At 66.1% G+C, this 20,059-nt stretch carries 20 protein-coding genes; 14 read left to right on the top strand and 6 right to left on the bottom strand.

The features are described from left to right. The 5 genes from Q8814_RS01010 to Q8814_RS00990 all read left to right on the top strand — a co-directional run. Positions 1-1,173 (top strand): CaiB/BaiF CoA transferase family protein (locus tag Q8814_RS01010; protein ID WP_330150127.1); only part of this gene is annotated, 1,173 nt, incomplete at its 5' end. After that, on the top strand, positions 1,170-1,994 hold the full coding sequence (locus Q8814_RS01005; protein ID WP_330150126.1) for an enoyl-CoA hydratase/isomerase family protein: 825 nt from the start codon (positions 1,170-1,172) through the stop codon (positions 1,992-1,994). The genes Q8814_RS01010 and Q8814_RS01005, both read left to right, overlap by 4 nt. Positions 1,995-1,997: 3 nt before the next feature. Further along, positions 1,998-3,143, top strand: a complete 1,146-nt coding sequence (locus tag Q8814_RS01000) for a thiolase family protein (protein WP_330150125.1) — start codon at positions 1,998-2,000, stop codon at positions 3,141-3,143. 99 nt (positions 3,144-3,242) lie between these two features. After that, complete coding sequence (locus Q8814_RS00995; protein ID WP_408015791.1) at positions 3,243-3,857, top strand: TetR/AcrR family transcriptional regulator; 615 nt, start codon at positions 3,243-3,245, stop codon at positions 3,855-3,857. 29 nt (positions 3,858-3,886) lie between these two features. Further along, positions 3,887-4,357 (top strand): hypothetical protein, encoded by a 471-nt coding sequence (locus tag Q8814_RS00990; RefSeq protein ID WP_330150123.1) that lies wholly within the window; start codon positions 3,887-3,889, stop codon positions 4,355-4,357. A 70-nt stretch (positions 4,358-4,427) separates the two neighbouring features. Here Q8814_RS00990 and Q8814_RS00985 read toward each other — a convergent pair whose 3' ends face one another. Genes Q8814_RS00985 through Q8814_RS00970 form a run of 4 tightly spaced genes read right to left on the bottom strand, consistent with a single transcriptional unit; the run spans position 4,428 to position 8,516 of the window. Continuing rightward, positions 4,428-5,414, bottom strand: coding sequence for an NADPH:quinone oxidoreductase family protein (locus Q8814_RS00985; RefSeq protein ID WP_330150122.1), 987 nt, complete (start codon positions 5,412-5,414; stop codon positions 4,428-4,430). A gap of 5 nt (positions 5,415-5,419) precedes the next feature. Then, positions 5,420-6,199: an enoyl-CoA hydratase-related protein gene (locus Q8814_RS00980; RefSeq protein WP_330150121.1), complete on the bottom strand. Its 780-nt coding sequence runs from the start codon at positions 6,197-6,199 to the stop codon at positions 5,420-5,422. After that, positions 6,196-7,218 (bottom strand): phosphotransferase family protein, encoded by a 1,023-nt coding sequence (locus Q8814_RS00975; RefSeq protein WP_330150120.1) that lies wholly within the window; start codon positions 7,216-7,218, stop codon positions 6,196-6,198. The genes Q8814_RS00980 and Q8814_RS00975 overlap by 4 nt, the downstream gene beginning before the upstream one ends. Then, positions 7,215-8,516: an acyl-CoA dehydrogenase family protein gene (locus Q8814_RS00970; RefSeq protein ID WP_330150119.1), complete on the bottom strand. Its 1,302-nt coding sequence runs from the start codon at positions 8,514-8,516 to the stop codon at positions 7,215-7,217. The genes Q8814_RS00975 and Q8814_RS00970 overlap by 4 nt, the downstream gene beginning before the upstream one ends. A gap of 108 nt (positions 8,517-8,624) precedes the next feature. Here Q8814_RS00970 and Q8814_RS00965 point away from each other — a divergent pair, with 108 nt between their 5' ends. After that, positions 8,625-9,068, top strand: a complete 444-nt coding sequence (locus Q8814_RS00965; RefSeq protein ID WP_330150118.1) for a VOC family protein — start codon at positions 8,625-8,627, stop codon at positions 9,066-9,068. 53 nt (positions 9,069-9,121) lie between these two features. Next, a complete protein-coding gene (locus Q8814_RS00960; protein WP_330150117.1) occupies positions 9,122-9,964 on the top strand; it encodes an SDR family oxidoreductase in 843 nt (280 codons plus the stop codon). A 79-nt stretch (positions 9,965-10,043) separates the two neighbouring features. Here Q8814_RS00960 and Q8814_RS00955 read toward each other — a convergent pair whose 3' ends face one another. After that, positions 10,044-10,736, bottom strand: coding sequence for a TetR/AcrR family transcriptional regulator (locus Q8814_RS00955; RefSeq protein WP_330150116.1), 693 nt, complete (start codon positions 10,734-10,736; stop codon positions 10,044-10,046). Between the two features lie 131 nt (positions 10,737-10,867). Between Q8814_RS00955 and Q8814_RS00950 the strand changes: the two genes are divergently transcribed. From Q8814_RS00950 to Q8814_RS00925, 6 genes are read left to right on the top strand one after another with little or no spacing between them, the layout of a single operon-like run. Next, positions 10,868-12,178: a hypothetical protein gene (locus Q8814_RS00950; protein WP_330150115.1), complete on the top strand. Its 1,311-nt coding sequence runs from the start codon at positions 10,868-10,870 to the stop codon at positions 12,176-12,178. Positions 12,179-12,183: 5 nt separating this feature from the next. Then, positions 12,184-13,605, top strand: coding sequence for an acyl-CoA reductase (locus Q8814_RS00945; protein ID WP_330150114.1), 1,422 nt, complete (start codon positions 12,184-12,186; stop codon positions 13,603-13,605). Next, positions 13,598-14,626, top strand: coding sequence for an aldo/keto reductase (locus tag Q8814_RS00940; protein ID WP_330150113.1), 1,029 nt, complete (start codon positions 13,598-13,600; stop codon positions 14,624-14,626). Before Q8814_RS00945 ends, Q8814_RS00940 begins: the two co-directional genes overlap by 8 nt. Positions 14,627-14,661: 35 nt before the next feature. Next, positions 14,662-16,095 carry an aldehyde dehydrogenase family protein gene (locus Q8814_RS00935; RefSeq protein ID WP_330150112.1) on the top strand — a complete coding sequence of 478 codons (1,434 nt, stop codon included), beginning with the start codon at positions 14,662-14,664 and terminating at the stop codon, positions 16,093-16,095. Positions 16,096-16,117: 22 nt separating this feature from the next. Next, positions 16,118-16,576, top strand: a complete 459-nt coding sequence (locus Q8814_RS00930) for a carboxymuconolactone decarboxylase family protein (protein ID WP_408015795.1) — start codon at positions 16,118-16,120, stop codon at positions 16,574-16,576. Next, positions 16,573-17,532: an NAD(P)-dependent oxidoreductase gene (locus Q8814_RS00925; RefSeq protein ID WP_330150110.1), complete on the top strand. Its 960-nt coding sequence runs from the start codon at positions 16,573-16,575 to the stop codon at positions 17,530-17,532. Before Q8814_RS00930 ends, Q8814_RS00925 begins: the two co-directional genes overlap by 4 nt. A 21-nt stretch (positions 17,533-17,553) precedes the next feature. Here Q8814_RS00925 and Q8814_RS00920 read toward each other — a convergent pair whose 3' ends face one another. Further along, positions 17,554-18,315, bottom strand: coding sequence for an SDR family NAD(P)-dependent oxidoreductase (locus Q8814_RS00920; protein ID WP_330150109.1), 762 nt, complete (start codon positions 18,313-18,315; stop codon positions 17,554-17,556). 189 nt (positions 18,316-18,504) lie between these two features. Between Q8814_RS00920 and Q8814_RS00915 the strand changes: the two genes are divergently transcribed. Beyond that, a complete protein-coding gene (locus Q8814_RS00915) occupies positions 18,505-20,046 on the top strand; it encodes an acyl-CoA synthetase (RefSeq protein WP_330150133.1) in 1,542 nt (513 codons plus the stop codon). Positions 20,047-20,059 lie beyond the last annotated feature (13 nt).

Genomic DNA, 20,059 nt, shown 5'->3' with positions numbered 1-20,059 from the left:
CTCGAGCAGGCGGTGTCCGCACCGATGTGCACCCGTACGCTTGCCGACTTCGGGGCTCGCGTCATCAAGATAGAGAACCCGCGTGGCGGCGACTTCGCACGCGACTACGACGATGTGGTCAACGGAATGGCGGCGCACTTCGTCTGGGCCAACCGCGGCAAGGAGTCGGTTGCTCTGGACCTGAAGGCCGACGAGGGCATCGCGACACTGCATACGCTGTTGGCTCGCGCCGATGTGCTGGTGTCCAACCTGGCTCCCGGCGCGACCGCGCGGCTCGGCATCTCACCGCCCGACCTGGCCGAGCGCTACCCGGATCTGATCGCAGTCGAGATCGACGGGTACGGCGCCGGCGGACCGTTGTCGCACAAGCGCGCGTACGACCTGCTGGTGCAGGCCGAATCGGGTGCGTGCGCGGTCACCGGTTTCCCCGGGCAGCCGGCGAAACCGGGACCGCCCGTCGCCGACATCACCACCGGCCTGTACTCCGCGGTGTCCATCCTCGCGTTGCTGTGCGGGCGGGAGCGGCACCGCGGGCGCGCGGGCGCGCTGTCCGCCGTGTCGGTGAGCCTGTTCGACACCATGACCGAACTGATGGGCTATCCGCTGACGTATACCCGGTACTCGGGTGTGGATCAGGAACCGCTCGGCATGAGCTCACCGGCGGTGTCCCCGTACGGGGCGTACCGCACCGGCGACGACCAGGTCGTCGTCCTCGGAACCACCAACGACCGTGAATGGCAGCGACTGGCTCGCGAGATCATCCAGCGCGAGGATCTCGCCGACGACGGCCGGTTCAGCACGAACACGGGCCGGTGCGAGCACCGCGCGGAGCTCGACGAGGCAATCGCCGCATGGTGCGCGCTCCACCCGCTCGAACACGTGCAGAAAATCGCGGACGAAGCCGGCATCGGCAACGCCCGGTACAACACACCGAGCGAGGTGATCCGGCATCCGCAGCTCAGCGAACGCAACCGCTGGCGGGACGTCGAAACCCCGAACGGTCCCATCCAGGCATTACTGCCGCCGCCGGTGATCGCAGGGTTCGACCCGCCGATGTCCGCGGTTCCTGGGCTCGGTCAGCACACCGAGCGCGTACTCGCCGATTTCGGGATCCGCGCGGACGCCATCGACCGTCTACGCGAGCAGGGCGTGATCGGGCCGGTTTACCGGTGAGCGGATCCGACGGGGCCGTGCTGCGCACCGACGACCGCAACGGGGTGCGCACCCTGACACTGAACCGGCCGCGACGCAAGAACGCGATCAACCGCGAACTGTGGACGATGCTGCACGACGCGCTCGAGGCGGCCGGCAGCGATCGTGGCGTCCGGGCGCTGGTACTGACCGGCGCGGGTGGTGCCTTCTGCTCGGGAGCCGACATCTCGACGCCGGACGACACCCATCCCACCTACAAGATGCGGGTGCTCACCGACGTCGCGCTGCTGCTTCACGAGCTGCCGATACCGACGATCGCAAAGGTCGACGGGGTTGCCGTCGGCGCCGGCTGGAATCTGGCGTTGGGCTGCGACCTGGTGGTCGCGACCCCGGAATCGACGTTCTCGCAGATCTTCACCCGCCGAGGACTGTCGCTGGATCTGGGCGGGTCGTGGTTGTTGCCGAAGCTGGTCGGGCTGCAGCACGCGAAGCGCTTGGCGTTGCTCGCCGAGACCGTCGATGCCGCGCAGGCGCGCGAGCTGAACCTGGTGACGTGGATCCGGTCGGCCGAGACCATCGATGCGTTCGTCGACGACCTCGCCGACCGGTTGGTGAGCGGCCCCCCGATCGCGCTGGCGCAGACCAAGGCCCTGTTGAACGAGGGCGCCGACCGCACGATGCGAGATGCGCTCGCCAACGAGGCACGAGCACAGGCCGTGAATTTCGCGACCGTCGACGCGCCGGAGGCGTACAGCGCCTTCGCGGACAAGCGTGAGCCCCGGTTCAGCGGTCGGTGGGCGATCAGAAGGGCCCCCGCACAAGGCATGAGTGGAGAGAGATAAAAGATGCGTGAAGTAGTCATCGTCGAGGCGGTCCGGACGCCCGTGGGTAAGCGGAACGGCGGACTTGCCGGAGTGCATCCGGCAGATCTGTCGGCGCTCGTCCTGCAGGCGCTGGTCGAGCGTACGGGTATCGATCCCGTCATCATCGACGACGTGGTGTGGGGCTGTGTCTCACAGGTGGGCGACCAGTCGAGCAACATCGGCCGCTATTCGGTGCTCGCCGCGGGATGGCCCGACAGTGTGCCGGGAACCACCGTCAACCGGGCGTGCGGCTCGAGCCAGCAGGCGCTGGATTTCGCTGTGCACGCGGTGATGTCAGGGCAGCAGGACATCGTGGTCGCCGGTGGTGTCGAGGTGATGAGCCGGGTTCCGCTGGGGTCTGCTCGGACTTCCGGTCAGCCGTACGGTCCGAAGGCGCTCGCGCGTTACGAGGGGTTCTCGTTCAACCAGGGGATCTCCGCAGAGAAGATCGCGCAGAAATGGGGTCTGTCGCGCACGCGTCTGGACGAGTTCTCGGCGCTCTCGCACGAACGTGCCGCGGCCGCACTCGACCGGGGCGCGTTCGACGCGCAGATCGTCCCGGTCGTCACCGAGCACGGCACGGTGTCGGTGGACGAGGGGGTGCGCCGTGGCACCACCGCCGAAAAGCTGGCAGGTCTGAAGACGGCGTTCGCCGAGGACGGCGTGATCCACGCGGGGAACTCGTCGCAGATTTCCGACGGTGCGGCGGCGCTGCTCGTGACCACTCCGGACACGGCGCGGGAGCTCGGGTTGACTCCGCTCGTGCGGTACCGGGCGGGTGTGGTGGCGGGGGCCGATCCGGTGCTGATGCTCACCGGTCCGATTCCGGCGACGGACAGGGTGCTCCGTAAGGCGGGTGTCGCGCTTCAGGACGTGGGTGTGTTCGAGGTCAACGAGGCGTTCGCGTCGGTTCCGTTGGCGTGGCTCGCCGAGACCGGCGCGGATCCGGAACGTCTCAACCCGCTCGGCGGTGCGATCGCGCTGGGTCATCCGCTGGGTGGTTCGGGCGCCGTGCTCCTGACGCGCATGATCCACCACATGCGAGACAACGGGCTTCGGTTCGGTCTGCAGACGATGTGTGAGGGCGGAGGTACGGCCAACGCAACGCTCCTCGAGCTCGCCGTATGAGTCGATGTGAAGTCCGCGGAAAATTAATCGCGGTGAGACCCTTGTCACATCTGCCAAACCAACCTAATGTGTGTTCAGTAGGTTGGTTCGACGGGGGAAATGAAGGGGTGGACCGTGCAGCGCGCTTACGACACGCTCCTCGCCAAGGGTGAGGACCGGAGGCAGCTGATTCTCAGCGTCGCCCAACGGTGCTTGGCGAAGAACGGCTGGCGCAGCACGAGTCTCGCTCAGATCGCGCGGGAGGCCGGACTGACCCCGGCCGGACTGTTGCATCACTTCGAGTCCAAGGACCAGTTGCTGCACGCCGTGCTCGATGCACGCGACGCAGACGACGATGCCCGTGCAGACCGGTCGGGCGATTTGATCGAACAGATAGGGCGGGTCCCGGGGCGGTTTGCCGAATCACCCGACCTGATGGGCATGTATGCCGTCCTTCTGATCGAGAATCTCGAACCGGACGCTCCACTGCACGAGCGCCTACTCGATCGGCACCGGACCGCCGTCGCCACAATCGAGGCGGGGATCCTCCGTGGACAACACGCGGGCCGGTACCGAACGGATGTGAACCCAGCCGTCAAAGCGGTAGAGATCGTCGCTTTCCTCAACGGAATGGAAACCTCATGGCTGCTCGATCGTTCGCTCCCTCTGGCCGAGATATTCGAGGACTACATACAGTCGCTCAAGCAACAACTCATGCCCGCAGGCACAGTCTGAGACATCGGATCGCGGTCGTCGCACCGCGCGTGGCCGACGCCGTGAAGTACACGGGTGGCTGGCTGTACGACCAGGTGATGGCCGGATGGGAGGTCGTCGTTCTGGTTCCGGGTGACGAAGACGTCCGGCCGCTCGACATCCTCGGCGCCACCACGCTGGACCTCGAGTCGGCGCTGTCGTCGCCGTACGGTCCGGTCCCCCAGACGGTGGTCGTGTCGGCCGAGATCTACGAGCGCGACACCCGTATCCGCGCCGGTCTTCTCGAAGCGCTCGACCAGGGACTGACCAAGGTGACATTCTGGGACGAGGAGCTTCCCACCGAGCTGGACATGAAGTTCGGCTCGACCAAGCACCACTTGAGCCGCGCTGCACAGGTTTTCAAGGCTCACGCACTCGCCGCAGCGTCCCAGCCGAGGGAGTCGGCCGGCGCCACCGAAACTTTCCGTGTCGGGGGTGTCTCCGCGGGTTCGTCGAAGCGCAATCTCGTCGCGATGAACTGAACGCGCATGATCGGAAAGCCCGATTCGTCCGACGAATCGGGCTCTCCGTGGGTCAACTGTGCACGGCTGATCAACTGTGCACGGCTGGTCGACTGCGCACCGCGATGACGATCTTTCCGATCGCACGGCCGTCCGCCACATACCGGAGCGCTTCGGCCGCATCGTCGAGCGGGTACAGCCCGCCGATGTGCGGCACAGCCCGGCCTGTGACGAGCAGATCGACGAGTTCCTTTTCGTTACGCGCGAGTTCGTCGGCAGCGAGGTCCTGGAACTGGAACCCGAGGATGCGCACGCCCTTGACGAGCACGAGGTTGAGCGGAATCCGGGGGATCACACCTGAGGCGTAGCCGACGGTGACGAATCGGCCACCCCGGCGCAACGACCGAAGTGCCGGCTCGGACAGGTCGCCGCCCACGGGGTCGATCACCACATCGGCTCCCTCGGGCAGCGCGCCCTTCAGTGCGGTACGCAGGTCACCCGACCGATGATCGACGAGGTGCTCGGCACCGTATTTTGCTGCGATGTCGAGCTTTTCGGCCGACGACGCGACCGCGGTCACGGACGCACCGAGTGCGACGCCGAGCTGTACCGCGGCCAGGCCGACACCGCCGCCCGCGCCGAGTACGAGCAGTCGCTCACCCGGCTGCAGTCGCGCCACCGACCGGAGCGTGTGGTACGCCGTGCGGTGCGCGACCCCGAATGCCGCCGCCGTACGATCGTCGATACCGTCCGGAATCCGTTTCAGCGACGATGCTTTCGCGACGACCTCCTCGGCGAATGCTCCGACGATACCGGTTCCGGTCACTCGGTCGCCGACCGCGAGGTCGCCGACGTCACCGGCGACCTCGTCGACGACTCCGGCGAATTCGCTGCCGGGCACGAACGGTGGAGGAACGCTGATCTGGTACCTGTCGGCAATGACCAGGACGTCCGGAAAGTTCACCGCGGCCGCACCCACACGGATCCGGGCCTGGCCCGGTGCGAGCGGTGGGGACGGGCGCTCCTCGATGCGAAGGTTTTCCGGCGGCCCGTAGGCCGAACACACGACGGCCCGCATCGAGTTCACCGACCCTGCCAGACCGGTTCGCGCCTGTCGATGAACGCCGCCGCCCCTTCCTTGGCGTCGTCGCTGGTGAACACGACGGACTGCCAGTGGGCGAGCCGCTCGTCGGCCTGGCCGGGATCGGTCTGCGCGAGACGGACGAGTTCCTTGACCGCGGAGAGTCCGAGCGGCGCGTTCGCCGCTATTCGCTGTGCGAATGCGAGAGCGGCGGTCTGTACCTCCTCCGGTTCGACGACCGCGTTGATCAGACCGAGCTCGTATCCGCGCTGCGCGGTGATCGTGTCGCCGGTGAGGGCCAGTTCCATGGCCGCCGCTCGCGGGATGCGTGTCCCGAGAGTCGTCCCGCCGCCGGCGGGGAAGAGACCCCGCTTCACTTCGGGCAGGCCGAATTTCGCAGCCGAGGACGCGACGATGATGTCGCAGCCGAGGAGTAGTTCCAGCCCGCCGCCGATCGCCGTGCCGTTGGCCGCGCCGATTACCGGAATGTCGATCCTGCCCTGCGAAAACCTCTTGTAGACAGCGCCGTCTCCCGAATCCAGGCCGATCGTCTCACCGCCTGCGAACGCCCGCAGGTCCATGCCCGCGCAGAAAGCGCGGTCTCCGGTGCCGGTGATGACGATCGCCCTTGTGCCGGGATCGGCCTCGGCCGCCGCGATCGCCGCTCCGATTCCGTTGATCACGGCGCCGGTCAGCGCGTTACGTGCCTCGGGACGGTTCAGGCGCAGCAGCAGGACCGCACCGTGCTGTTCCTGGACCAGTCCTTCCACCGGTTCACTCATCCCCGGTAGTCCGTCGACTCGGCGAGGTCGGCAGCGGACTTCATGAGGTTGACGATGACCGGCCCGTACGACTGCAGCTTCACGTCGTCTCCGGCACGCTGGAAGCCCTGTTCGAGCACGATCGCGAGCTTCCATCTCGCGAGGACGAGGTAGTAGTCGATGTCGTCGACCTGCCGACCGGAGACCTCGGAGTAGTGGGACAGCATCTGCGAGCGCGAAGGCATACCGCTCAGGTCGACGTAGCTGACCGCGCTGTCCTCGTTCGAACTCGTGTCCTCGGGCCAGTTCATCAGCATCCACCCGAGGTCGAGCTTGGGATCTCCGACGGTACCCATCTCCCAGTCGACGAGCGCCGCCAGCTTCGCGGGCGCGCCGTGCTCGTACATCACATTCGCGAACTGATAGTCGCCGTGCATGAGTCCGGGCACGTAATCGAGTGGGCGATGGTTCTGCAGCCACTTGGTGGCGATGTCCATGCCTTCGATCTCGCGGGCCTTGATCCGCTCGAAGAACCGGGTCCAGCGGTCGACCTGGCGATCGTGGAAGCCGTCCGGACGGCCGAGATCCTGCAGGCCCTGCGCCTTCCAATCGACCTTCGACAGGAGCGCGATGCCCTCCGCAAGCTGGTAGGCCAGCCCGGCACGAGCGCCGAGGTCGGTGTCGAACGGAGCCGGCCATCCGTCGCGATGATCCATCGGGGACCAACCGTCGACATAGCCCATCAGGTAGAACGAGCGGCCGAGGACCGAGGTGTCCTCGCATGCGGCGACCGCGGCGGTGTGCGGCACGTCGGTGCCCTCGAGCCCCTGGATGATCCGCCACTCGCGCATGATGCCGTTGTCGCGGTCGGCCGGAGCGCCCTTGGGCGGGATCCGGATGACGGACGTGAAGTCGTCCCGTACGAGTTTGTAGATCTCGTTCTGGGTGCCGCCCGACAGGTAGATCGCTTCGAGCGGTGCGCCCTTACCGGGCAGGCCGCGCTCGTCCATCCATTCGGCGAGCCGTGCTGTGTCGATCATTGGTTCCCCACTTCGAGTTCGAGGTATTCGGCGTACTTGGCCTTGGCGGCTTCCTGCTTCTTCGGGATCCACTCGGTGGGCCAGAGGTCGTCGGTGGGGCTGTAGTCCCGGAGGACCTGCTTGGCGACGGTCGTCTTGTGGACCTCGGTGGGACCGTCGGCGAGACCCATCACCGCTGCGCCGTGGATCATCTGGAACAGCGGCAGTTCGTTGGTGACACCGAGGGCGCCGTGCACTTGCATTGCGCGCCAGGCAATATCGTGCAGCACGGTGGGCATCACGACCTTGGCTGTCGCGATGTCCTTGCGAACCTTCTTGTAGTCGTTGTACTTGTCGATCTTCCACGCCGTGTACAGCACGAAGAGACGGAACTGCTCGAGCTGGGCGTAGGAGTCGGCGATGTAACCGTGCACCGTCTGCTTGTCGGCGAGCCGGCTGCCGGCGGTCTCCCTGCTCAGCGCGCGCTCGCACAACATGTCGAGTGCCTTCTGCGCGAGTCCGATCGTCCGCATCGCGTGGTGGATTCGGCCACCACCGAGACGCGTCTGGGCGACGGCGAACGCCTGACCTTCCCCGCCGAGCAGCGCCTCACCGGGAACCCGCACGTTCTCGTAGTGGATCAGGGCATGCGTGCCCTCGTTCATCGGCTCGCCGTACAGTCCGACGTTGCGTTCGATGTTGATGCCCGGAGTATCCGTCGGCACGAGGAACATCGACATGCCCTTGTGGACGGGGACGTCCGGGTTCGTGACCGCCATGACGATCAGGAACGAGGCGGTTTTGGCGTTGGAGGAGAAGTACTTCCAGCCGTTGATGACCCAGTCGTCGCCGTCCTCGACCGCTCGGGTGCGGAACTGTGCGGGGTCGGCACCGGCCTGTGGTTCGGTCATCGAGTAGGTCGAGAACATCTCGCCTTCGAGAAGAGGCTGCAGGTAACGCTTCTTCTGTTCCTCGGTGCCGTAATGGGCGATGATTTCGGCGTTTCCGGTGTCGGGTGCCTGGCAGCCGAAGACGATCGGTGCCCAGGACGAGCGCCCGAGGATCTCGTTGAGCAGCGCCAGTTTGAGCGCTCCGTATCCCTGCCCGCCCAGTTCGGGGCCGAGATGGGTCGCCCACAGACCCTGCGCCCGCACCTTCTCTTTCAGCGGGTCGATGGCCTTGCGCCGCCCACCGTCGAGCGGCACGAACTGCATGTGCGGCCACACCAGGTCGAGTGGCTCGACCTCCTCACGGACGAAAGTGTCGGCCCAGTCCAGTTTCGCCTGGTACTCGGGGTCGGTTTCGAAGTCCCACGCCATTGCGCCTCCTCTCTTCGGAATGAGAACATATATCTCGTCATCAAGAATCTCATTCTTACACGGTGTGAACCGCGTTTGGAACCCATAGCCGCAACGGAAGGCCGAACCATGAAAGCCGACGACCTTTTCCATCTGGGAATCGTCACCGACGATCTCGATGCCACCAAGGACGAACTCTCCGCACTGCTCGGCTACACGTGGGGTCCCGAAGTCGGTGGACCGATCCCGGTGGCGCTTCCGGACGGCGACCGCGTGGTGAATCTGCGCTGTGCGTACTCGATCACCTCACCGCGACTGGAAGTCGTGGCCGCGGTGCCGGACACATTCTGGCAAGCGGGAGCGGGCATCCACCACCTCGGCTACTGGTCCGACGACGTCGATGCGGACTGCGCGGAGCTGCGGGATCAGGGATTCACGACCGAAGCCACCCGGGCCGCTCCCGACGGCAAGCTCTTCTTCGCCTTCGCGCGCAGCAGTTCGGGTCTTCTCGTCGAATTGGTGACACGTGCAGCGCAGCCCGGACTCGAGGGCTGCTGGGCGGCACCGCAGTAGAAGTCGACGGTTTATGCACGGTGCACAGGCGACCCGAGGAAGGAAGGACGGATATGGGAAATGTAGGAATCGTGACCGGCGCCGGGCGGGGGATGGGGTACTCGTGCGCGCAACAACTCGTGGGAACTGTGGACACGCTGTTGCTCGTCGATATCGATGACGCTTCCGCGAAGGAGGCCGCGAGTCGGTTGAAATCCGAGCGAACGGCCGTCGAGCCGTTCGTTGCCGACGTCACCGATGCCGATGAGCTCGGCAGGCTTGCGCAGCGCGTGTCCGAACTCGGCGTGCTGAGGGCCGTCGCACACGCCGCGGGCATCTCGCCCACCATGGCCGATTGGCGCCGGATCTTCGACGTCGACCTCGTCGGCACGGCGCTGCTCGCGGAAGCGCTGCGGCCGCTCGCCACCGTGGGCACGGCGATGGTGTTCTTCGCATCGATGGCCCCGAAGATCGGCCGTATGGATCCCGATCCGGAACTCGCGGCAGTGCTGGACGATCCACTCGCCGGCGACTTCCTCGACCGTATCCACGAGCTGGTCGGTCCGTCGATCGAGCACACCGGGATCGCCTACTCGTGGGCGAAATTGGGGGTGCAACGGTTTGCCCGGCACGAGGCGATCCGGCTCGGGCCGGCCGGGGCACGGGCCTGCTCGGTGTCGCCGGGGCTGATCGACACGCCTCAGGGAAAACAGGAGGCCGAGCACAACCCGCGGATAGGAGTGATGGCCGCGCAGACGCCACTGGGACGTCAGGGGCGAGCGGACGAACTCGCCTCGGTCGTGGCGTTCCTGCTCTCGGACGGCGCGAGCTTCGTCAACGGAATCGACGTGCTCGTCGACGGCGGTGTGCTCGCGGCGATCAACGCAGGTACGGACAGTGCGGTCGGCGCCGGATGACAGGGAACCTGCGGGTCGGGGTGCACTACGGCTCCCGCCGATCCTCGGCGAGATTGCGGTGGTGCGGTAGCGCAGGGCGTCACAGGCCGCGACCGGTCGGTTGCGGTCGGTCGATGTCCGGACGCAGGCCACGGACGAAGAGCTCGACGGCCGCTCGGATGTGTTCCTCGGGGTTGTCGCGGACGATTCCGAACGATGCGAAGCGCGCAGGCCCTCCGGAAACCATGGCAAGGAACAGTTCGGCAAGTGTGTCCGGGTCGTCGGCAACGATGGCGCCGGTAGCTGCGTGCCGGCGCAGGAGTTCCACGACTTGCGTCTTGCGCGGCCAGAATCCGGATCCCAATGCCTTACGGGCGATGTCGGGATAGCGGGAGGCATACGCGATCGCGATCTGCTGGAGTTTGATCATCGAGGGGTCGAGTGCGCGCCGGAGTGCGGCTTCGGCGATCGCGGTCAGGGACTTCTCGAGGTCGTCGAAATCCGGAATCTCGGCTTCGGGGGCGGGCCAGTCGGTGCGCTGCATCGCCCATCCGAGTACCGACCGGAACACGTCTTCCTTGGTCGGGAAGCGCGAATACAGGGACGGTTTCGTGGTGCCCGCGGCCGCGGCGATGGCGTTCATCGTCGTGCCTTCGTAGCCGTTCTCCAGAAACAGCCGGAGTGCGGACTCACGGACGATCAGATCGAGCCGGCCGGCTTCCTCCCTGGTGGGGCGGCCTCCACGCCGGCGATTGCGGTCGTCGGCGCGCGGAGGATTGTTCACCGGTGTCATAGACGAAGTGTGCCAAATCCTTTTCCCTCTGGACACAAAACTTGCCCGATGAGTATGGTTACCGCATCGGATAACTATACTCGTCAGTCTAGTTTGCTTGGATTTCCGAACTTCAACGGCCGGAGGGCACAGTGACAGAAGCGACGACAGAAGCGGCCCCGCTGGAGGACACGCTCGGAAGGGTGGATACGTACTTCCGGAGGCGGCGGGCCCAGGTCCCCGTCCTGGCACAGCGCGCCCAGGACCAGGGCATCACCGAGATCCGCTCGCGGGAAGACATCGTTTCCCTGCTCTTCCCTCACACCACGTACAAGAGTTACCCCGAATCGCTTATCTCCAAGGGTAAATGGGAACAGATGAACCGGTGGCTCGGTTCGCTCTCCACGCGCCGCGTCGACGATGTCGACGTCTCGGGTGTCACCGATGTCGACGGCTGGATCGCCGCCTTGGAGAGCGCCGGTCACATGGTGTCGAGTTCGAGTGGAACGAGCGGAAAAGGATCCTTCCTCAACAAGTCCCAGCGCGACATCGCCGTCAACAAGCAGAACCTGCTCGACTGCTTCACGGCACTGGGGCTGCCACCCGAGAAGAGGTGGCACGTCATCCCCGTCGGGCCCGAAACGGGACAGACGCAGCATGTCGGAGTGCGAGATCTGATCATCGAATCGTTCTCCCGGCCCGATGCCCTCCCGATGTACGACGGCGCGCCGCCCGAGGGGTTCCACCGCTACATGGCGAAGCTGTCGGCGATGCGGCGGGCGATGGCCGACGGCACGGCCGCACCCGACGACATCGCCGCGTTCGAGGCGGAGGCCGCGGGGCGCGCGGCCGAGCAGGACCGGCGGCTGCACCACTTCGCCGATCAGATCCTGGCCCGTCGCTCCGAGGACATTCTGTTCAGCGCCCAGTTCCCGCAACTGTTCCGGCTCTGCGAAATCCTGAGGGAGAAGGGCGTCTCCGACGGAGACCTCACCGGTCTGAACGCCCTCACCAGTGGTGGCGGCCTGAAGGGCACGAACCTGCCCGCCGAGTACCAGGAGCAGATCTACCGGCTGCTCAACATCACCCCGGAACGCTTCCTGCACTACTACTCCATGCAGGAACTCAACAACCGCATGTTCAAGTGCCCGGAAGAAGGCCGCTACCACGTGCCCGACGAGATCGTGCTTCTCGTCCTGAACAAGGACGGGGACGCGCTCGCCGAAGAATCGGACGGACAGGTCGAAGGGCGCGCGGCGTTCGTCGACACGACCGTCGACGGCCGCTGGGGCGGGACCATCTCCGGCGACAAGATCACCGTCGACCTCGGTCGGTGCCCGTGCGGACGCCCGGGTGAGACGGTCATGCCGAACATCGTGCGGTACTCCGATCTCGGCGACGACGACAAGATCACCTGTGCCGGAACCATGGACGCGTACGTCCGCGGACTCGTAGGGGAATGAACCACATGACGACCACCGCAACCGCATTCGAAACCGCACCTGCCCGCAGTAAGATCCGCGTTCCCCATTTCGTGCGGGGGAAGCTGGTCTGGGGTGAGGACAACGAATACCTTTCCCGCGACTTCGGCGTCCCGTTCGTCACGCCCGAGATCGAATACAACGAACTGTTCGTCCCCCGCACCGAGCCCGGACCGGCGTTCGACGTGCCGATCTCGGAGATCATCGACTTCCTCGTCGAGACCGCCGGGCATCTCACCCTGGAGAAGAACCCCTACCTTCAGGAATCGCTGGAGATGACGGTGCAGGTCAGTGCATTGCCACGACGGATCATCGAGAACACCTTCCGCCGGCCGGGTCAGTTCCTGACGAAGCAGGCCCTCGAATATCGCCTCGAACGCACCTTCGGCAGCCTCGACGTGCTCGACGGATGGGTGGAGAACACCGATCCCAACGGCAGTGTCAGCCGGCTGCGTGCGTTCCCGCCGAGACTGGTCCATATGCTCGCCGGAAACTCGCCGAGCGCAGCGATGACCTCGATCGCCGACGCGGCACTCATCAAGGCCGTCAACGTCTTCAAGATGCCGTCCGCCGACCCGTTCACCACGGTCGCCGTTCTTCGCACGATGGCCGACATCGCCCCCGACCATCCGGTGCTGAAGTCCATCTCCGCGGTCTACTGGCGCGGTGGTGACGAAAAGGTCGAGAGCGTGCTCTACCGCTCGCAGTACTTCGACAAGCTCGTCGCGTGGGGCGGCGGTGCCGCCATCGAGAACGCCGCCAGGTACGCGGGACCCGGATTCGGACTGATCTCGTTCGACCCGAAGGTCTCGATGTCCATCGTGGGCCGAGAGGCTTTCGAATCGGAAGAGACACTGCGTGAGGTCGCCGAACTCGCGGCCGCCGACGCCACCATCTTCAACCAGGACGCGTGCCTGGCCGCGCGGCATATCTGCGTCGAGGGCGACATCGATCAGGTCGATCGCTTCTGCGCCCTGCTGCACGAGCGGCTCGGTGTGGATCGGGAATTCGCGTCCGCGGTAGGCCCCAAGCCCGACGCCGACATCCGCGAGGCCGTCGAAGGCATGCGCTATCTCGAACCGGACTACCGAGTGTGGGGCAGGTTCGACGGCTCCGGACTCGTGGTCCGCTCACCCGAGATGGTCGATTTCCACCCCAACTTCAAAACGGTCAACGTCATCCCGATCGCGCAACTGCGCGACGCCGCCTCGTACGCGACGGTGGCTACGCAGACCGTCGGGGTCTACCCGCCGCACCGCAAGGCCGAGATCCGCAATCATCTCGCCACTGCCGGGGTGCAGCGCGTCGTCAAACTCGGTGGTGCACTGCGCGGCAGCATGGGCGGCCCCCACGACGGGATGTATCCGCTGCACCGCATGGTGAACTGGGTGGTGGACGACGATGCCTGAATCTGTGCGCGCGCCCATGCCGATGCGGGTCCTCGGACGGTCCGGTATCCGGGTCAGCGATCTCTGTCTGGGCACCATGACCTTCGGCACGGAGTGGGGGTTCGGCACCGACGAGTCGACCAGCCGCAAGATATACGAGACCTACCGGGAGGCCGGCGGCAACTACGTCGACACGGCGAACAACTACACCGATGGCGCGAGTGAGGAGATCCTCGGCCGAGTGGTGGCGTCCGAACGGGACTCGGTCGTCCTCAGCACCAAGTACACGTTTCCCACGGTGAAGGACGACCCCAACACGGGCGGCAACCATCGCAAGAGCCTGCGCCGCAGCGTCGAAACCAGTCTGCGGCGGCTCGGCACCGACTACATCGACGTGCTGTGGGTCCATGCCTGGGACCAGTGCACCCCGGTGGACGAGACCCTGCGCGCGCTCGACGACATGGTGCGGTCGGGCAAGGTTCTCGCGATCGGGGTGTCCAACACCCCCGCGTGGGTCGTATCGCGATCGGTGGCCATCGCCGAACTTCGCGGATGGAGCTCGTACTGCACCATGCAGGTCGAATACTCGCTCGCGGCGCGCACTCCCGAGCGTGAACTGCTGCCGATGGCCGATGCATCGGGCCTCGCGGTCACGGCGTGGAGTCCCCTGGGACGCGGAATCCTGGCCCGCACCCCGTCCACGGACGGTTTCACGAAGCTCTCGGCGCCCGTACAGCGGATTCTGCGGACAACGCGGGAGGTCGGCGACGAACTCGGGGTCTCATCCGCCCGCGTTGCGCTCGCATGGGTTCTGCGGCAAGGCCTTATGCTGTCGATCGGTGCACGCACGCTCGACCAGATCAACGACAATCTGGGTGCTCTCGACGTCGAACTCGACGAGTCGCAACTGTCACGGCTCGACGAGGCATCGAATATCCGCCTCGGCTATCCACACGAATTTCTGCACGAGCGCAGAGCCCTGTTCACGCCGCAGGCGTTGGGGACCCGCGACAGCGACGCTGCGGCGCGCGCGGGGGGATAGCCTCGGCGGCCTGCGACCGAAGGAAGGCAGACACGATGGACACCCTTGACCACTGGATCGACGGAGCGGCGGCCCGTCCACGCGGGGGCGAGTACCTGCCGGTGACCGATCCCGCGACCGGTCGCACCGTGCGGCAGGTCGCGAACGGCGACCGCGACGACGTGGAGGCAGCGGTGGCCGCTGCGTCGCGGGCCACCTCGGCGTGGCTGAAGATCCCGGCCCTCGCACGGGGACGGCTCCTCACCGATCTCGGGCGGGCACTGCGCGCGGACGCTCCGGCGCTGGCCGCGCTGGAGATCAGCGAGACCGGCAAGCCGGAATCCGTTGCGCTGGGCGAGATCGAGAACTCCGCGACATATTTCGAGTTCTACGGCGGTCTCGTCGGCATGCCCGTCGGTGAAACCCTGGATGTGGCATCCGATCAGCATGTGTTCACCAAGCGCGAACCGTACGGTGTCATCGGTGTCGTCACCCCGTGGAACGTGCCGCTCAATCAGGCGGCGCGGGCGTGCGCACCGGCGCTCGCGGCCGGCAACACGGTGGTACTCAAACCGTCCGAGAACACCTCCGCGACGAGCATCCGGCTCGCCCGGATCGCCGACGAGGTCGGTTTCCCGCCGGGTGTTCTCAACGTCGTCCTCGGAAACGGCAAGGACGCCGGCGCGGCGCTGATCCACCATCCGTCGGTCGCGAAAGTGGCATTCACAGGGTCGGTTCCAACGGGGCGGGCAATCGCGGGCATCGCTGCGGAGCGCATCATTCCCGTCACCCTGGAACTCGGCGGCAAGTCGGCCAACATCATCTTCGCCGACGCCGACCTCGACGCGGCCGTCCGCGGGTCGCTGGCGGCGTTCACCGGCAACGCCGGGCAGGTATGTTCGGCGGGCACCCGGCTGCTCGTCCACCGGTCGGTGCGCGACGAGGTGGTCCGCCGGCTTGTCGATGCCACGTCACAATTGGTCGTGGGCCGAGACATGGGCCCGATCATCACGCGCGACCAGTTCGAACGCGTGCAGGAGTATTTCAAGATCGCCGAATCCGAAGGTGCGCGTGCCGAAACCGGTGGTTGCGTCTCGCAGCGTGCAACGGAAACCGGTGGGTTCTACGTCGACCCCACGATCTACACGGGTGTCGACAACTCCATGCGGATCGCGCAGGAAGAGATCTTCGGACCCGTCGTGGTCGTGATCGAATTCGACACGGACGACGAGGCCGTCGCGATCGCCAACGATTCGGAGTACGGGCTGATCGCCGGCGTGTGGACCAGGGATGTCTCGCGTGCTCTGGGGGTCGGCGATCGGCTCCGGACAGGTCAGGTCTTCGTCAACACATGGTCCACTGCGTCGGTCCAAACCCCGTTCGGCGGTTGGAAGAACAGCGGCTACGGTCGCGAGAAGGGTGTCGAAGCCCTCCATCACTACGGTCAGGTCAAGTGCGTGACGGTCAAACTCGATGCGCTGGATTCGTAGCCGCATTCTTGAAAGGAATACCATTGTGACACAACACGTTGCGCCGGATGCTGTCGACACCGCCCATCGCACCATCTTCGATGCCGGTCTCGTGGTGCGCAGAGAGGTACTCGGTGACGAGTACGTCGATGCCGCACTGTCGCGCAACACCGGGACCGACGGGGAAGCCCTGCAGAAGTACGTCAGCGAGTTCGTGTGGGGCGGTGTGTGGACCCGTCCGGGACTCGAGCGCCGCGACCGGTCGCTGATCACCCTGGGCATCCTGATGGCGCTGGGGCAACACGCCGAACTCGCGACCCATGTGCGCGCGGGCCTGAAGAACGGTCTGACGCGGAACGAGATCTCCGAGGCGGTGATCCACGCGACCGCGTACGTCGGTACGCCCGCCGGTATCTCCGCGATGCGGGTCGTTCAGGACATCTTGGAGACCGAACTCGGGCCGCTCGACGGGCAGACCCCCGATGAAGGAGACGACGCATGAGCGTGGATCACGACGATGTGCTGACCCGGCAGAACGCGGGGCCGCTGCCGGGCAGGACGCTCGGGCACATCGGACTCGGCGCGATGGGCCGCCCGATCGCGGTGAACTTCGCGGTCAGCGGGCAACCCATGATCGCCCGCGACGCCGATCCGGCCGTGCAACAGAAATTTCTCGACGAACACCCCGGAGTTGCGGGCGCGGGCGAGCACTCCGACTTCGGTGAGTGCGATGTCGTGGTGCTCGTCCTCCCGACCAGCGACATCGTGGACGACGTGGTGCTCTCCGACGGTGGCCTCCTGGCGCAACTGCGTCCCGGAAGCACGATCGTGGACATGGGCTCGAGCATTCCGACGCGGACGCAGTCCCTCGCGGAAATTGCCGCGGAGAAGGGGGTTTCGGTCGTCGATGCCCCCGTCAGCGGTGGGGTTGCGAAGGCGGCCCAGGCCGCACTCGCGGTGATGGTCGGTGGAGACACGGCCGTCGTGGACAGCGTGCGACCGCTGCTCGAGGCGACCGGTCGCGAGATCATCCATGTCGGCCCCGTCGGCTCGGGTCACGCCGCCAAGGCACTCAACAACCTCCTGGCCGCCAACAATGTTCTGGTAGCGGCCGAGGCATTGCTGGTCGGCCGGAAGTTCGGCATCGACCCGGCGACACTGCTGTCCGTTCTCAACGCGAGCAGCGGACGCAACCAGGCGACGGAAACCAAGTTCGAAAAGTTCGTTCTCTCCCGCACCTTCGACTCCGGATTCGCGGCGCAGTTGATGCGTAAGGACATCGGGATCGCCCTCGATCTCGCTCGTGACCAGCAGGTGTCCACCGTCCTGGGGGATGCGGTGGGCCACCTGTGGAACGCCGCTGTCGCGGAACTCGAGCCGGGGGCCGACCAGACCGAAGTGGTGCGCTATCTGGAACAGATCAATCACGTCTCGCTCGAGGTGGCCGACGACGCCTGAGCCGCTCGTCCTTCGGCCAGGTCAGCGGAGAACCGTGCCGCCGTCGACATTGACGACCTGCCCGGTGATCCAGGAACCCTCGTCGGACATCAGGTACGCGACCATGCTGGATATGTCGCGGGGCTCGCCGTGCCGGGTGGTGCGGGTACGGGCCAGACCGCGCTCGAGGATTTCCGGCGGGGCGCCGTCGCGGATCTCCGGTGTCACGATCAGTCCGGGGGTGATGGCGTTGGCGCGGATCCCGTCCTTGCCCCACCGTGACGCCACATGGCGGGCGAGCGCATTGATGCCTGCCTTGGTGGCGGAGTAGGCGGGACGCTGCGCTTCCCCGGTGAACGAGGCGATCGACGACGTGTACACGATCGACCCGCCGCCGCGAGCGAGCAGGTGCGGCACGGTATGGCGGGTGACGAGCATGTGCCCGCGCAGGTTCACGGCCACGGTGCTGTCCCACACGGCGAGGTCGATGTCGACGACATCGGTGTCCTTGCTGACCGAGCGCATGTCCCCGGCGTTGATGTGGACGGCGTCGAGGCCGCCGTAAGCGTCCACGGTGGCGTCGACGAGCGACCGCACCGAGTCGTCGTCGGAGATGTCGAAGCCGACCGCGATCGCGTCACCGCCGTTTTCGGTGATGGATGCCGCCGTGCGCTGTGCCCCGTCTGCGTTGATGTCGCCGACGACGACCCGGGCGCCTTCGCGCGCCAGGCGTTGCGCCGAATCGGCACCCAGTCCGCTCGCGGCGCCGGCCACCAATACGACTTTGTCTTTCAGGCCCTCCACGGATTCCCCTTCGGTTGTCTCGAATCGTGTGCACGGGGTCGGTGCGCTGGCTGCCGCACCTACGAGAATGATCCTGCCACGATGAAGAATAAAGTTCTACGATTGAGGAATGACTTGCCCGCTCCGCTCGCTCGGGGCAAAAACGCCGACAGAGGAAAGCGAGTTTTCGTGCCAGAAACAGCAATGCGCATGACGCCGGCCGTCCGTGCGCTCGAAAAGCCGGACGCCCCGGCAATCGTGATGGGCGCAAGCGGCGAAGTCACCACGTACGCGCAATTGGAGGACCGGTCGATCCGGTTCGCCCGCGCGCTGCGCTCCCGCGGCCTGGTTCCCGGCGACCACATCGCGATCCTCATGGAGAACAACCGTCCCTTTCTCGAAATCTGCTGGGCCGCTCAGCGCTCCGGGCTCTACTACACCGCGATCAACCGGCATTTCCGTGCCGCGGAGGTGCAGCACGTCCTCGACGACTGCGGCGCCGTGGCGCTCGTGACGAGCGAGGGCATGGCCGACGTGGTCGAAGACCTCGACCTCCAGCAGATCCCGCTGCGGGTGACCGCGGTGGGCGAGCTGGACGGCTACGACCGGTACGACGACATGCTCGCCGCCGAATCCGGGGCACCTCTCGACAACGAACTCGAGGGTAGGGAGATGCTCTATTCGGGCGGAACCACGGGGTTTCCCAAGGGCGTCCGTAAGCCGCTGCCCGGCACGCCGCTGGGCGATCCGTCGGCGCCGCCGGTCCAGATCGCGCTGGGGCTCGTTGCGCGTGGCCCGCGCACCGATGTCGTCTACCTCTCGCCGGCGCCGCTGTACCACGCTTCCCCGCTCGTCTTTTCGATGTCGTGGCACCGCCTCGGAGGCACGGTCGTCGTGATGGAGAGCTTCGATGCGCGCACGTGCCTCGCGTCCATCGAGCGCTACCGGATCACCGACGCCCAGTTCGTGCCGACGATGTTCGTCCGCATGCTGAAGCTGCCGACGGAGGAGCGCGAGCGGTACGACACGTCGAGCCTGCGGGAAGTCGTCCACGGCGCGGCGCCGTGCCCGGTATCGGTCAAGCAGCAGATGCTCGACTGGTGGGGACCGATCATAACCGAGTATTATTCGGGCACAGAGGATGTCGGGGCGTCTGTGATCGGTCCGGAGGAGTGGCTGACGCACCCCGGTTCCGTCGGGCGGCCGATGCAGGAATGTCATATCGTCGGACCGGACGGTGAGGAGGCGCCGGCCGGACAGGTCGGAGTGGTCTACTTCGCCGGCGGGCGGCCGTTCGAGTACCACAACGATCCCGAGAAGACGGCGTCCGTCACCAACGACAGGGGCTGGCGCACACTCGGCGACATGGGCTATCTCGACAACGACGGATACCTGTACCTCACCGACCGTCAAGCCTTCATGATCATTTCCGGCGGGGTGAACATCTATCCGCAGGAGACCGAGAATCTTCTCGTCGGTCACCCCGCCGTGGTCGATGCGGCCGTGATCGGGGTCCCCGACGACGAGATGGGCGAGGCCGTCAAAGCGGTCGTGCAGCCGGTGAACCCCGCGACGGCAGGAGCCGACCTCGAAGCCGAGCTGATCGACTACTGCCGCGCCACTCTCGCGTCCTACAAATGCCCCCGCAGCGTCGATTTCGTCGACGAACTGCCGCGCGACCCCAACGGCAAGCTGTACAAGAGGCGGGTCCGCGACCGGTACTGGGAGGGACACGACTCCCGCGTCATCTGAGCTGCAGCATGGG

The organism is Rhodococcus chondri, assembly GCF_036327435.1.
GTDB lineage: Bacteria > Actinomycetota > Actinomycetes > Mycobacteriales > Mycobacteriaceae > Rhodococcus > Rhodococcus chondri.
This window is presented reverse-complemented; position numbering and strand designations above follow the sequence as displayed.